At 67.5% G+C, this 13894-nt stretch carries 12 protein-coding genes; 3 read left to right on the top strand and 9 right to left on the bottom strand.

Annotated elements, in window-relative coordinates:
* Window positions 1–59: 59 nt before the first annotated feature.
* From OCL97_RS15710 to OCL97_RS15685, 6 genes are all read right to left on the bottom strand, one after another.
* Entirely contained in the window at window positions 60–968 is a 909-nt protein-coding gene (locus OCL97_RS15710) for an antitoxin (protein ID WP_377370829.1), read from the bottom strand.
* Window positions 965–2044 carry a hypothetical protein gene (locus OCL97_RS15705; protein WP_377370828.1) on the bottom strand — a complete coding sequence of 360 codons (1080 nt, stop codon included), beginning with the start codon at window positions 2042–2044 and terminating at the stop codon, window positions 965–967. Before OCL97_RS15705 ends, OCL97_RS15710 begins: the two co-directional genes overlap by 4 nt.
* 507 nt (window positions 2045–2551) lie before the next feature.
* Complete coding sequence (locus OCL97_RS15700) at window positions 2552–3931, bottom strand: hypothetical protein (protein WP_377370827.1); 1380 nt, start codon at window positions 3929–3931, stop codon at window positions 2552–2554.
* Window positions 3932–4016: 85 nt separating this feature from the next.
* The gene (locus OCL97_RS15695) at window positions 4017–5405 is read right to left on the bottom strand and encodes an ATP-binding protein (protein WP_377370826.1); all 1389 of its coding nucleotides are present in this window, start codon (window positions 5403–5405) and stop codon (window positions 4017–4019) included.
* Window positions 5402–6094, bottom strand: a complete 693-nt coding sequence (locus tag OCL97_RS15690) for a response regulator transcription factor (RefSeq protein ID WP_304779048.1) — start codon at window positions 6092–6094, stop codon at window positions 5402–5404. Before OCL97_RS15690 ends, OCL97_RS15695 begins: the two co-directional genes overlap by 4 nt.
* 71 nt (window positions 6095–6165) lie before the next feature.
* Window positions 6166–6501 (bottom strand): PepSY domain-containing protein, encoded by a 336-nt coding sequence (locus OCL97_RS15685; RefSeq protein WP_304779051.1) that lies wholly within the window; start codon window positions 6499–6501, stop codon window positions 6166–6168.
* A gap of 246 nt (window positions 6502–6747) precedes the next feature.
* On the opposite strand from OCL97_RS15685, the gene OCL97_RS15680 reads away from it, so the two are divergent.
* Window positions 6748–7824 (top strand): sensor histidine kinase, encoded by a 1077-nt coding sequence (locus OCL97_RS15680; RefSeq protein WP_377370825.1) that lies wholly within the window; start codon window positions 6748–6750, stop codon window positions 7822–7824.
* Window positions 7825–7863: 39 nt separating this feature from the next.
* Here the strand turns inward: OCL97_RS15680 and chrA are convergent, their stop codons facing one another.
* Window positions 7864–9255 carry a chromate efflux transporter gene (gene chrA, locus OCL97_RS15675; protein WP_377370824.1) on the bottom strand — a complete coding sequence of 464 codons (1392 nt, stop codon included), beginning with the start codon at window positions 9253–9255 and terminating at the stop codon, window positions 7864–7866.
* A gap of 243 nt (window positions 9256–9498) precedes the next feature.
* A complete protein-coding gene (locus OCL97_RS15670; protein WP_377370823.1) occupies window positions 9499–10428 on the bottom strand; it encodes a DnaJ C-terminal domain-containing protein in 930 nt (309 codons plus the stop codon).
* A gap of 147 nt (window positions 10429–10575) precedes the next feature.
* Here OCL97_RS15670 and OCL97_RS15665 point away from each other — a divergent pair, with 147 nt between their 5' ends.
* Complete coding sequence (locus tag OCL97_RS15665) at window positions 10576–10986, top strand: DUF805 domain-containing protein (protein WP_377370822.1); 411 nt, start codon at window positions 10576–10578, stop codon at window positions 10984–10986.
* Here the strand turns inward: OCL97_RS15665 and OCL97_RS15660 are convergent.
* Entirely contained in the window at window positions 10983–11447 is a 465-nt protein-coding gene (locus OCL97_RS15660; protein WP_304779065.1) for a YcgN family cysteine cluster protein, read from the bottom strand. The genes OCL97_RS15665 and OCL97_RS15660 overlap by 4 nt on opposite strands.
* 54 nt (window positions 11448–11501) lie before the next feature.
* Here OCL97_RS15660 and pbpC point away from each other — a divergent pair, with 54 nt between their 5' ends.
* Window positions 11502–13715: a multimodular transpeptidase-transglycosylase PbpC gene (pbpC, locus tag OCL97_RS15655; protein WP_377370820.1), complete on the top strand. Its 2214-nt coding sequence runs from the start codon at window positions 11502–11504 to the stop codon at window positions 13713–13715.
* The last annotated feature ends 179 nt before the right edge of the window (window positions 13716–13894 follow it).

Below are 13894 nucleotides of genomic sequence, written 5' to 3'. Positions count from 1 at the left end.
ATGTCCGATCTGCGCCACTTCCGGACCTTGGCCTTCGGCTGGAAAGTGAACCTTCATCCCTAACCCGCCGCCTCCATTGCTCCGACAAGTCCGGCCAGAAGGCGCTCAATCACGGCGTTGGCCCCGCGCTGGCGCAGCAGCCTTGCGTCTCGGTCGGCATCGGCGTCCCCCAACTCGAAAAGGGCGACCGCTACGGGTCCGTCAAAGAGATGGCCCTCGTCCACATTTGGCGCAAAGCGGGAACGCAGGAGGGCCAATGCCTTGAGGATGGTGTCACGGTGGACACCGTTCAGGGCCTCCACGAACTTCGGGATCGCTGCATCGACGCTGCCTTCGATATGTTCAAGGCAGTAGACGAGATCATGGGCGTCCTTGCGTTCTGCGCGATGATCGAAAGCGAAGGCTTTGAGGCACGTAAAGCTCACGATGTTGGCGTAGGCGATTGTCTCCGTCGCCCGACCTCCACCGCCGATCAACTCGGCCGTCACCTCGATCTGATCGTGAAGATCAAACACCATGGAGGCATATGGGATGTGGACGGCCGAGACCTTTCCCTCGGTCGGTAGCGAAAGGACCTTGTCACCACCAGGGTCTGGATGGTCAGCGAGAAACTCCAGGATCAGCACGCGCCCGCCCTCAAGCGTGATCGTCCAGCGCCAGTTGACTGGCCGGCCATCAGAATTTTGGAGGCGCTTGAACCCCATGTCCTCAAGATTTTCTTCGAGCTTCCAGTAAGCGTCCGTCTCTGTGAGGATTTTCAGGTCCACAACCACATCCAGATCGCCCGTGCCGGCATGCGCGGGGACGTCAGGCTCGCGCCGCCTTACGAGATAAGCAGGGGCGAGGCCCCCGACGAGGACGATGGATTTGCGCCAGGGGCCCAGATTACGGAGCAGGGTCACGAGTACGCGCTCGGCATCCGGACCGACCTGCTTGTCGAACAGGTCGGCGAATTTCGGCTTGCTCACGGTCGCTCCAGACGTTGTGCCCGAAGGTGATCGGCGAGTTCGCGTGCCCGACCGGCGCCCTGGAGGAGATCAAGATAGGTCTGCAGCGGACTAGAGAAGCACGCGCCCTCGATGGCTTCAGCGAAAACGAAACCGCCATCTGTCTCGATAACGCCGAGGTTCCAGCCCTCTCGAACGGCCCGAGCTCCAAGCCGCTCCAGTACGGCGGCCGCCTGCGGCCCAGCCGGCATGCGGCAGACCAGCTGCGAGACGTTCGACAGATAGGGCGCATAGACCTGCGCCGCCGCCTCTCCAGTGATCGCATATCGACTACGTTCGGCACGGCAGGCCTCGTCGAGGCGGCCGATCAGACTTGCGACGTCTGCGCCCGGCACGAAATAGCGACGGACCGGCGGCGTCTTCGCGGTGCGCTGGTGCTCGGACCAAGCGTCTAGCAAGCCTCTAGGATTGACGAGCCGCCGGGATTTCGAGGGCCCGGAGCCTAGGGAACTCACCCAATCGTACCTGTCGAGCGCGGTCAGGGTCTCCGAAGCCGTGGCCGCCGAGACATGAGCCCGCTTGGCGATTTCATTGACGCCGAACGCTCGGCCTTCCATCGCCCAGACTGCCTGCAGGGCCTGCGATCGTCGCCCCGTAAAGACGGTCGCCAGCGCCTTTTCGGCGGTCTTGCCCACCGGCTTATCGATCAGGACGAAAACGCCAGGCGCCTTGAGGAACAGACTGCCGCCAGTGTCGAAATAGCCGATCCCCTCCCGGCGCAGGATTTCACGCCCGCCGGTCGAGATAGACTCAGCGATCAGCACGGGCACGATCGCCTGTCCGAATTGTGCTTCGGAGAGATATCGGCCGAGCTGGTAGGCGGCTTCACGTACGTCGCGCGGATAGGCCGTACGCTTGACTTCGATGACGAGCCGTAAGCGACGATCGCCAATCTCAACATCGACAATCGCGTCGGCCGCTTGACCTCGGCCATGCGGCTCCCGTTCGACCACTCCGACAGCAGCCGAAATCTCTTCCAACGCGTCCGTGAAGGTCGAGAGCAGCCTGTCGCGACCCCAATGTTCGAGCGAATCCATATATTTTTTGTCCAGTGAATATAGGACTTATGGCGAATATTCGGAAATATGTCAATATTCACTGCGCAGTAAATTCCGGATAGCGGCTCCGAAACGAGTCGGCCCGCCACTTCCTGTCTGAGCCGAACGACCTAGCTCTGGACGAACGTTCACTCCCGGCGAAGCGGCCTCCATCTGCGGCTCGAGCGAAGTCTGTTCACAGGCGGAATCGCCCCACAGTTCACTAGCCACTTCCGCAACAAGCCATCACACTCGGTAATTCGGCCTGAAAGCCGACGTCGCGGACGCCAGCTCCGAGCCCGGTCCGGACCTGTCTCGGCGCGGCCTCCATCCGGTCGACGAGCGGACGTTCCCGACGTCCGCATAGAGCCCCAAGCCGACGTCAGTCAGCTTCGCTTTCAACCTCCGCGACGGACCGGGAAGCGAAGTTGGCCAGGGCGCCGCAAGTCGATTTTTCGGCGCGTCTCTCAGCGCCCTGCGAGCATCTGAGAAACAGGAAGACTGACCCTAGGCAGCCGCGCTGTCGGCCGCGGGCTTGACCGCCCCCAGGGCGGCGGCGGCGCGGCGGCGGATCACGTCGCCGGCGCGCGCGTCGCGCAGCAGGGTCGAGCAGTCGGCCGCCACGCCCAGGAAGACGCGGGCCACCTCGGGATCGGGGACATCACCCTCGCGCAACAGGGCCAGGACCTCCTCGACATAGTCGTCGATGGTCTCGCCGACCTTCTCCACCACCTTGGTGCGGGTGGAGGCGAAGCCGCCATAGTTGGCGCTGGAGCGAACCGACTCCAGGAAGGTCAGCAGGGTGATGGCTCGGGTGACGGCCTTCTCGTCGGGCTCGCCGGTCAGGCGGGGCAGGCTCTTCATCATGCGGGCGACGCGCACGCTGTGGGACGGCAGGGCCTGGCCGATGATCTTGTCGCACTCGCGCAGGCGGCCCTCGACCACGCCGGCCAGGCTCTTCTTCTGCTTCTGGACGCGGCCGCCCCAGCCGCCTTCCTTGCCGAGTTCGACCGAGTTCTCGATCTCGGCGATCTGCAGGGTGATTAGTTCGACGACCGCGCCGGCGTCGCGGCCGGCCTGGGGCCCGCCGGCCAGGTCAAGCTGAGCCACCTTGATGAGGTTCTTGTCGATGTCGTCCATCAGCTGCTCGGCGAAGGTCGAGAACTCCGAGGCGGCCAGGTAGTGTTCGGTGGGACGGTCCATCACCGCCGAGACGATCCGCAGGATAGTCCAGGGCTCGGCGAGCTGGGCGGCCAGCATCGTGAAGAACCGCGGGCCGGCGTCGTCGGAGATGGCGACGGCGTCCTTGTAGGCCAGGCGGGCGGCGGCGGCGCGTTCGTCGGTGGTGCGGCTGATCCATTCGGGCAGCCGCAGGGTGGCCTCGCGAATGATGGGCGACAGGGCCAGGCAGGAGATCAGCAGCTCGGCGCCGTTCTCGCGGCTGGCGTCGGCCAGGTCGGCGGCGGCGGCGAAGTCGCGCTGCTGACGCTCGCGCAGGGCGTCGACGGCGGCGGCCGCCAGGATGTCGAAGGGTTCGGTGGAGGTCTCGTCGGCCCGATAGTCGGTGAGGGTCCGTTCAGCCTTCAGGACCTCGGTGGGGCAGGTCTCCTTCAGGCCGCGCCAGATGAGGGCCAGGACGCGGGGCGGGAAGATGATCTGGTTCGGCTCGGCGGCGCGGGCCACGCAGAGGGGGGCGATGGGGGACAGGACGGCGTTGCGCAGGCGGCGGTCGGCCACCTCGCTCTCCACCAGACGGCGGACTCCGGCCAGGACCGAGTCGCCGGAGGCCGACGCCAAAGCGTTCTGCAATCCGCCCACGATCTTGTCGGGGGCGGATTCGACCAGGTGACGCACGATTTCGATCTTGCGGTCGGACAGACCGGACATGGGAACGCTCCAGACGCGATCAGGGAACACGCGTCACTGGAGAACATGGTTCCAGGCGAGTTAAGGCTTTCCAAAGACTGAGGAATCAAGCCTCGGCCCGAGGCAGCTCCAAAACCACCGAAAGACCGCCCAGCCTGGCCTGGTCCAGCTTCAGCGCGCCGCCATAGGCGCGGGCGAGCTCGTCAATGATGTTGAGCCCGAGGCCGGAGCCCGGCGCGCTTTCGTCCAGGCGGGCGCCGCGCTGCACGGCGGCCTCGCGCTCGGCGGGGGTCAGCCCCGGCCCATCGTCCTCGACCGAGAGCCTCAGCCACTCGGGCGAGACCATCTCGGCGCGGACCCGGACCCGGGCCACGCACCACTTGGCGGCGTTCTCCATGGCGTTGCCCGCCAGCTCCAGCAGGTCCTGCCGCTCGCCCAGGAAATAGAGGTCGTCGGCGGCGTCCCAGTCGATGGTGACGCCCTTGTCCTGGAAGATGCGCTCCAGGGTCCGCGAGAGTTCGTCCAGCACATCGGCGACGGAGGTGCGCTCCCCCGAGCCCTGGGTGCGGGCGGCGGCGCGCGCGCGGCGCAGGTGGTGGTCGACCTGCTGGCGCATAGCCTCCGACTGGCGGGTCACCACGTCGGCCAGGGGGCCGGGCTGGGCCTGGGACTCGGCCAGCATCACCGACAGCGGGGTCTTGAGCGCATGGGCCAGGTTGCCGACGTGGGTCCGCTGCCGTTCCACGACCTCCTGGTTGTGCGCCATCAGGGCGTTGAGCTCATCGGCCAGGGGCTTCAGTTCGGTAGGATAGGCGCCCTCGATCCGCTCGCGCTTGCCGCGCCGGACATAGGCCACCTCGTGGCGCAGGGCGAACAGCGGGTTCAGGCCCACCCGGACCTGGATCACCACGGCGGCAACCATGCCGATCCCCAGCAGCAGGAAGGCCACCGACGTTGCGGTGACGAAGTTGCGGATATCCCGGTCGACCGGGCTGCGGTCCTCGGCGGCCATGAACACCACCGGCGCCTCGCCGCCCGGCAGCTCGGCCCGGGTGGCCATGGCGCGCAGGGGTTCGTTCAGGGGGCCGCGGGTGTCGTAGAAGATCGGCTTGCCGGGGTCAGCCGCCAGCCGCAGGGCGAGATCCGGGGGCGACTTCAGCTCGCTGTCCCACAGGGAGCGGGAGCGGACGCGGGCCCGCAGCACCCCGTTCACCGGCTCGCTGATCTGCCAGTACTTGCCGGAATAGGCGCGCAGGGCCCGCAGGTCGGTGAAGGCCGGACCGACCGGTCGCTTGGTGGCCTGGTCGATGGTGGCGCCGGCGGTGAGGTTGTCGATCAACTCGGCCAGGCCCTGGTCGAACCGGCGGATCGCCGCCTGCTGGAACAGCATGGAGAGCACCAGGGCCGTCACCAGCAGCACCGCCAGCGACCAGCCGGCGGCCAGGATCACCAGCCGGCGGACAAGGGACGGACGGCGAAGGAACTCGAATTTCACGCGCCGGCCGCCTGGTCCTCCAGCTCTTCAGGCGGGGCGGTCAGGCGGTAGCCCAGGCCGCGCACCGTATCGATGCGGTCGGCGCCGATCTTCTTGCGAACCCGGCCGATGAACACCTCGATGGTGTTGGAATCCCGGTCGAAGTCCTGGTCGTAGAGGTGCTCCACCAGCTCGGTGCGGCTGATCACCCGGCCCTGATGCATCATCAGATAGTGCAGCAGGCGGTATTCCAGGGAGGTGAGCCGCAGGGGCTCGCCATTGACCGTGGCGCGCGCCGCGCGGGGGTCCAGGCGCAGGCCGCCCACCGACAGGCTAGGGGCGGCGTGGCCGGCGGAGCGGCGCAGCAGGGCCCGCAGGCGGGCCAGCAGCTCCTCGGTATGGAAGGGCTTGGTGAGATAGTCATCGGCGCCGGCGTCGAAGCCCGCGACCTTCTCGCTCCAGGCGCCGCGGGCGGTGAGGATCAGCACCGGGGTGGCGACATTGCCCCGCCGCCAGCGCTCCAGCACCGACACCCCGTCCACCTTGGGCAGGCCGAGATCGAGGATGACGGCGTCATAGGGTTCGGTCTCGCCCAGGAACTGGGCTTCCTCGCCGTCGCCCGCGTGATCGACGGCGTAGCCGGCGTCGCCCAGGGCGGACTTCAGTTGCCGCGAGAGGTCCGGATCGTCTTCGACGAGTAGGATACGCATGGAGTCCCTCCAGAGCGTGACAGCCGAAAGTGGAAGCCGGTCTCGGCGCCCGTCACGCTCAAACTAAAAGCCTAGCCGCCTTCGCGCGACAGAATCTGACCGCTCTCGGCGTCGACGATGAAGATCATCACCCGCCCGTCGGGGGTCTGCCATTGAACGAAATAGGCGGGGCGGCCGGAATAGTCGCCCATGGTGGTGTTGAGCTGACGGCCGGGGGTGCGCGCGGCGATGCGGCTGATGACCTGGGACAATGGCACCTGACGGCCGCCGCGCACGGCGGCGCGCGCCTGGTCCTGGTCGCCACGGGCGCCGTAGGACGGCCGCCCGTAGTCCGGATAGCCCTGCGCCTGGGACACCACCGGGGTGAGCGCCAGGAGAAGGACGGCTATGGCGAGTGAACGCTTCATGCCCAGAGGTTTAGAGCCCCGCGACTGAACCCAGCCTGAATAGAGGGGTTATGCAGGCGGTGCGACGCTCTGTCACGTCGAAGCCGCGCGGAAGGCGAACGCGGGGGGACAGGGCCGCCGCCGTCCTGGCGGGTTCGAATGGGCGTGCTCCGGCGGGGAGGCCGTCGACGGCGCCGATAGCCTAAGCCGGCGAGACCTCTTAGAAGAGGTCGGGAGAAGCGCCATACCGGCAGGCCCACGGTACAGATGCCCCCAGACGAGTCCCAAACCAGCATCGAGCAGCTGCTAGACAGCCCTGACCTCGCGGTGGCCCTCGGAAACGAACGTTTCAAGCAGTTCCTCGACCAGGTGCCGATCGCGGTGGCGGTTTCGGAACTGAGCCCTGTCGAACGGGTGATCTACGCGAATCTGGAGTTCGAGCGGCTCTCGGGCCAGCTGAACACCACCGTGCTCGGCCAGGGCTGGCAAAGCCTCCCCGGGGAGGCGGCGCCGCCCCAGTCCCCCGGGTCGATGGGAGAGGCGATCGCCAAGGGGCGCGACTATCTCGGGTCCTTCAACATGCCGCATGGCGATGTCGGGATGATGGTGGACGCCTGGTCCAACATCATTGAGGACGACGAAGGCAAGCCCGCCTTCCGGCTGGTGGCGCTGATCGCGGCCGCCAAGCGGGACCCTTCGATGCTCACCACCCTGGAGGAGCAGGTCAGGGAGAAGGACACCCAACTGCTGGAGCTGCAGCATCGGGTGAAGAACAATCTGCAGATGATCACCGCCCTGATCCGGGTGGAGGCCCGCGGGGTCACCGATCTTTCCACCGGCGAGGGTTTTGACCGCTTGGCCGGTCGGGTGGAGGCCCTGGGCCTGCTGTATCGCGCGCTGGGGGATTCAGCCGGTGAGGGCGTCGTCGATCTCGGCATCTATCTCAGTGAAATCGCATCGGCGGTGATGCGCGCCCATGCCGTCGAGGGCATCCACCTCGATATGCAGGTGGACACCTGGCTGGTCTCCCTCGATGTCGCCATGCCCACGGGCCTGGTGGTCAACGAACTGCTGACCAACACGCTCAAGCACGCGTTCCAGGGCCGCGACGGCGGAACCATCACCCTGCACAGCACCAGCGAGACGGGCGGAGGCTGCCGCGTCCTGGTGGCTGATGATGGTGTGGGCCTGCCCGAGGGCTATGTCTGGCCCAAGCAGGGCAAGCTCTCGGCCCTGATCGTCCGCTCCCTGCTGCAGAACGCCAGGGCGCACATGAACGTCACCTCCTCCCCCGGCCAGGGCATGCAGGTGGAGATCACCTTCGACTGGGCCGACGCGGCCTGAGGGTTCGGGCGCGCCGCGTCGCCGCCCTGTCGCGTCGGTTCAGGAGGGCGGCGCCCCGCCGGTCGCCAGATAATAGGCCACACCCGCCCCGGCGCAGCCCAGCAGCAAGGGAATGACGCCCACCTTGAATCGGAACGCCGCAACCCCGGCGGCCAAGGACAGCAGCAGGCCCGGAAGGTTCACCGACGCCAGGTCCGGGACGTCCAGGGTCATGGCGCCGATCCGGACGGAGGCCACCTGGGCGAACAGGACGTGGAGCGCAAACCAGATGGCGAGATTGAGGATCACCCCCACCACAGCCGCGGTGATCGCCGCCAGCGCGGCGTTGAGCGCCCTGGCGCCCCGCAGGGCTTCGACGAAGGGGGCGCCGAGGAATATCCAAAGGAAACAGGGGACGAAGGTCACCCAGGTGGTGAGGATGCCCCCCAGCACGCCCGCGGTGAGCGGGTCCATGCCGGCGGCGTTCCTGTAGGCGCCCATGAAGCCAACGAACTGGGTGACGATGATCAGGGGGCCCGGCGTAGTCTCGGCCATGCCCAGGCCGTCGAGCATCTCGCCGGGCTTGAGCCAACCATAGGTCTGCACCGCCTCCTGGGCGACATAGGCCAGGACAGCGTAGGCACCGCCGAAGGTGACCACCGCCATCTTCGAGAAGAACACCGCGATCTCGGAAAAGACGTTGTCCCATCCGAAGGCGAGGCCGAGCCCGAGGACGGGCGCGAGCCACAGCAGCGCCAGGACGGCGCCGGTCTGAAGCGCCCAGATCAGGTGGGGTCGCGCGTGGTCCGGCGTCTCCTCGCCCAACACGGTGTCGGCGTCCGCCACCTCATGGGTCACCTTCGGACCGTGGCCGCCGCCGACGAGGAACGACTTCATCCGGGCCCGGCCGCCGAGGAAGCCGATAAGTCCCGCAGCCAGGATGATGACCGGGAATGGAATGTCGAAGGCGTAGATGCCGACGAACGCCGCGGCCGCGAGCCCGATCATGACGGGGTTCCTGAGCGACCGGCCGCCGACCCGGATCACCGCCTGGAGAACCACCACCAGCACCGCAGCCTTGAGGCCGAAGAAGAGCGCGCTGACCGGGCCCGCGCCTCCGTACAGCGCATAGAGGATGCTGAGCGCCATGATCGCCAGGAAGCCCGGAAGCACGAACAGCAGGCCGGCCACCAGCCCCCCCGCCGTCCGATGCATCAGCCAGCCGATATAGATGGCGAGCTGCTGGGCCTCGGGCCCCGGAAGCAGCATGCAGTAGTTGAGGGCGTGCAGGAACCGCCGCTCCCCGAGCCACCGCTTCTCCTCCACCAGGATGCGGTGCATCACCGCGATCTGGCCGGCCGGGCCGCCGAAGCTGAGGGCCGCGATGCGCGCCCAGGTCTTCACCGCCTCCCCGAATGGAACGGCGGGCGGGCGGACTGAGGTCTCGCTCATCGGGGCGCCCTCGGAACGGCGAGAGCCGTCATCTGAGGGGTGAAGCTTAAGTATGATGGTCGGCCACAAGCCATGCGCCTGCTCCCTGCGGAGATGCGCGGTCGTTGGGCCAGGCCTGTCCGGGACACCGCCCTCTCCCGGTCTTCCACGGCTATGGCAAAGCCACGCGAATGGCAACCGGTGGGAGGCGACGGGTCCTGATCGACCGGAGGCTGCGTTTTGGACGCCGCCGGAACGCGCCCTCTAGCGCCGCCGCGGAGTATAGGGCCGCTCGGCGCGCCAGGTCTCGGCGAAGGCCTCCAGCTCGGGGTCGATGGCCTCCGGCAGCATCAGGACGATGCGGGCCAGGAGGTCGCCACGCTTGCCCTTGGCGTCCGACAGACCCCGGCCCTTGAGGCGCAGGGACGACCCACCGCCCTTTGGAACCGAGACATTGACGGGGCCGTCGGGGGTCGGCGCCTGGACCTTGCCGCCGAGGATGGCGTCGGGGATCGAGACCGGCAGGTCCATCACCAGGTTGTCGCCCTCGCGCCGGAAGATCGGGTGGGGCCGAATGGTGAGCTCGATGAAGGCGTCGCCCGGCCCTGCCCGTCCCGGTGAGCCCTGCCCCTTGAGGCGCAGGGTCTGGCCCTCCTCCGCTCCCTTGGGGATAGAGACGTCGATGGTGCGGCCGTCGGAGAAGGCGATGCGCTTCTTGGGGCCGTGGATGGTGTCTTCCAGGTCGATCTCGAGCTTGGCGCGCACATCGGCGCCGCGCTGGGAGAAGCCGCCGAAGCCGCCGCCCTGCCCGCCCTGGGCGCCGCCGCGCGCGCTGCGGCCGAGGATTTCGCTAAGGATGTCGTTGAGATCGACGTCGGGTCCCTCGGCCTGGCCGCGAGGGCTCCAGCCGCCGCCGGGCTGGCCCCAAGGCCCGCCGCCACCGCCGCCGCCGAAGCCACGGGAGGTCTCACGGCCGTCGGCGTCGATCTCGCCGGCGTCGAACTTCTTGCGCTTGTCGGGGTCGCCGACGATGTCGAAGGCGGCGCTGACCCGCTTGAACTTTTCTTCCGAGGCCTTGTCCCCCGGATTGGTGTCGGGGTGATGCTTCTTGGCCAGCTTGCGGAACGCCTTGCGGACCTCGTCGGCGCTCGCGCCACGGGTCACGCCAAGTTCCTGATAGGGATCGCCAGCCAAGAGAGAAAAACCTTCCAGTTCGCAGGGAGAACGCGTGGCCTTCAATTAGGCTGTTTGGACCCAGGCGCAAGAGCGGATGTGATAAAAATGCCACATGCGCGGGCCGGCGCCGAACCGTTAGCCTCCACCCATCCGGATCGGGGCGCCATGAGCATCGTCAAACTCTTCCTCTGGCCCCGGGGCCGCATCGGCCGGCTCAGCTTCTGGCGCGGCCTGCTGGTGGTGTTGCTGGCCGCCTTCGCGGCGGACCTCGCAAACTACATGGCCGGGACGATCCATCCGTTACAGATGCGCTTCTACCTGGCTCTGGCCTGCCTGTTCGTCTGGCTGTGCCTGGCGGCCAAGCGGCTGGAGGACGCCGGGCGCTCCCGCTTCCTGGCGGCGATCCCCGCGGCGCTGCTGATCGCGGGCCTGGCCAGCGTCGCCTTCCTGGTGGGGGCGCTGGACGGACGCGGCCCAGCGCCGACCACGATGATCGGATTCTTCGGGCCGCTGGCGGGGGTGGCGGCGTTCCTGGGCGCGACCCTGTGGATCGGGCTGGCCAAGACGAAGGCCTAGTCGTCGCCGCGCTCTTCCATGAGGTCGTAGGCGACATAGGCCATGGCGTCCTCAGGGTCTTCGAGCTCGTCCTCGCTGATGGTCTCGCCCCGAACGGAGACGCCGGCGCGGTGGACGCTCTCCGGATCGCCGGAGATCAGCGGGTGCCAGTCGGCCAGGCCCCGGCCCTCATTGATCCGCCGGTAGGCGCAGGACAGCGGCATCCACTGGAGCTGGTCGACGTTCTGCGGCGTCAGTTTAATGCAGTCGGGGACATGTTTCTTTCGCCCAACATAGTTACTGCAGGTGCAGGTCCCGGCGTCGAGCAATCGGCAATGCACGCGGGTGGGGATGATCTCGCCGGAATCCTCATCCTCGAAGCGAACGAGGCAGCAAAGCCCGCAACCGTCGCATAGGCTTTCCCACTCCGGCCCCGTCATCTGGCGGAGTGATTTCGTTTCCCAGTAAGGTCTCGTCGCCATGCTATGGGCGTCCTAAACCAAAAGCGTCCCTGCCGCCCCTTGTTAGTTTGACCCGTGCCCGACTGGAATCTCGACCCTTACAAGTTCCCGGACTCCAGGCCCGGCCCGCAGACGCCGGGCGCGCCGGCGCGCGAGCCCGCGCCTGAACCGGCGGCCGACGAACACTTCCGGGCCGATCTGCCGAAGTCGAAGAAGGCCAAGGTGAAGACGGAAAAGCCGCCCAAGGCCAAGCGCGGCGGCTCCGGCGGGGGCGGTTCCGGGTTCGGCGGCGGCGGCGGGCCGCGCAAGGCCAGGAACCTCAAATGGCTGTGGACCACCCTTGTGGTGGTGGCCGCGGTCACCGTCCTGCTGGTGCTGGGCGGCGCGGTCTATGTGCAGCAGGTCTATCTGAAGGACATCCCCGCTCTGCCCGAGCGCGAGGCGCTGTATGCGATCAACCGGGCCCCGGCGATCAAGTTCTTCGACAAGACCGGGGCGCTGATCGCCTCGCGCGGGCCCAAGTACGGCGACCGGGTGTCGCTGAACCAGTTGCCCGACTATGTGCCCCGCGCCTTCCTGGCCGCCGAGGACCGCCGCTTCTACCATCACGGCGCCATCGACCCCTGGGCCATCCTGCGCGCCGCGCGGGCCAACTATGCCGCGGGCCGGGTCGTCGAGGGCGGCTCGACCCTGTCACAGCAACTGGCCAAGGGCCTGTTCCTGACGCCCGACCAGACCATGACGCGGAAGATCCAGGAGGCCGTCATGGCCCAGCGCCTGGAGAAGATGCTGACCAAGGACGAGGTGCTGGAGCTGTACCTCAACCGCATCTATTTCGGGGCCAACACCTTCGGCATCGACGGCGCCTCGCGCACCTATTTCGGCAAGCCCGCCAGCCAGCTGAACCTGGCGGAAGCCGCCCTGCTGGCCAGCCTGCCCAAGGCGCCCTCGCGCATGGCGCTGAACCGCAACATGTCCGGAGCCCTGGAGCGCCAGCGCCTGGTGCTGGAGCGCATGGTGGGCGAGGGCTGGATCACCGCCGAGGACGCCGCGACCGCCGCCGCCCGGCCGCCGCTGATCAGCCCCAGCGCCTTGGCCAATGACGGGGACATGGGCTACGCGCTGGACTACGCCACCAACGAGGTGCTGAAGCTGGTGGGGCCCAACTCGCCCGACCTGATGGTGCGGCTGACCATCGACCCCAAGCTGCAGGCGACCGGCGCCAACATCCTGCGCAAGGCCATCGCCGGTGAGGGTAAGGCGGCCGGCGCCTCCCAGGCCAGCATGGTGGCGATCTCCTCGGAGGGCGCCATCCGCACCATGGTCGGCGGGCTCGACTACAACGCCAGCGTCTTCAACCGCGCGGTCCAGGCCAGGCGGCAGCCGGGCTCGTCCTTCAAGCCCTTCGTCTATGCCGCAGCCCTGGAAAAGGGCGTCATGCCCACCGATGTGCGCATCGACGGTCCGGTGAAGTTCGGCGACTGGAAGCCCGAGAACTACGGCGGCGGCTATCGCGGCGCGGTGACCATCGACACTGCGCTGGCCCGCTCCATCAACACCGTGGCGGTGAAACTGGCCCAGGAGGTCGGCGGTCCGGGCGTGGCCGAACTGGCGCGGCGCTTTGGCATCACCACCATTCCGGCCAGCCCGAACCTGTCGGTGGCGCTCGGCTCCTACGAGGTGCCGCTGATCGAGATGGTCTCCGGCTTCCAGGTCTTCCAGACCGGGGGCGCCCGGGTCACCCCGTACATGGTCGACGAAATCAAGACGATCAGCGGCCAGCCGGTCTTCCTGCACCAGACCTCTTCGCCCGTGCCCGCCTACGACATCGCGCGCGCCAGCATGATGGTGAAGATGATGAAGAAGGTGATCACCGGCGGCACCGGCACCCGGGCCAATTTCGGCCGGCCGGCGGCGGGCAAGACCGGCACCAGCCAGAACTGGCGCGACGCCTGGTTCGTGGGCTTCACGCCCGACTATGTGGCCGGGGTCTGGGTGGGCAACGACGACGACAAGCCGATGAACAAGATCACCGGCGGGGTCATGTCGGCCTCCATCTGGCGGGAGTTCATGATGGTGGCGCACGACAAGCTGCCGGTCCGCGACTTCGACTGGCTGCTGCCCGATCCCGAGCCCGATTTGGAGGCCGATCCGCGCAACGACTTCTATGAGGGCCTGGCCGAGGAATTCTCCGCCGCCGCCCGCGACGCCCAGGCCGCGATCCCGCCTGAGCCCATCGAACCCAAGCCGCCGGTGGAGCCGCCGTCGATCGAGGAGATTCCATTCTAGTCTTCCGCTCGTCCCGGCGAAGGCCGGGATCCAGATGAAGCCCGCTTGGTCCTCATATCGCCCGGCCGAACCGAGGATCATCTCGAGCTGCTCTAGATGAATCTGGGTCCCCTGAGTTCTCAAACGAAGTGCAACACCCTGCATTGGCGGAGGTGTTGTCATGGGACGGCTCTACGAGC

It is taken from the genome of Phenylobacterium ferrooxidans (assembly GCF_042714595.1).
Classification (GTDB): domain Bacteria; phylum Pseudomonadota; class Alphaproteobacteria; order Caulobacterales; family Caulobacteraceae; genus Phenylobacterium; species Phenylobacterium ferrooxidans.
This window is presented reverse-complemented; position numbering and strand designations above follow the sequence as displayed.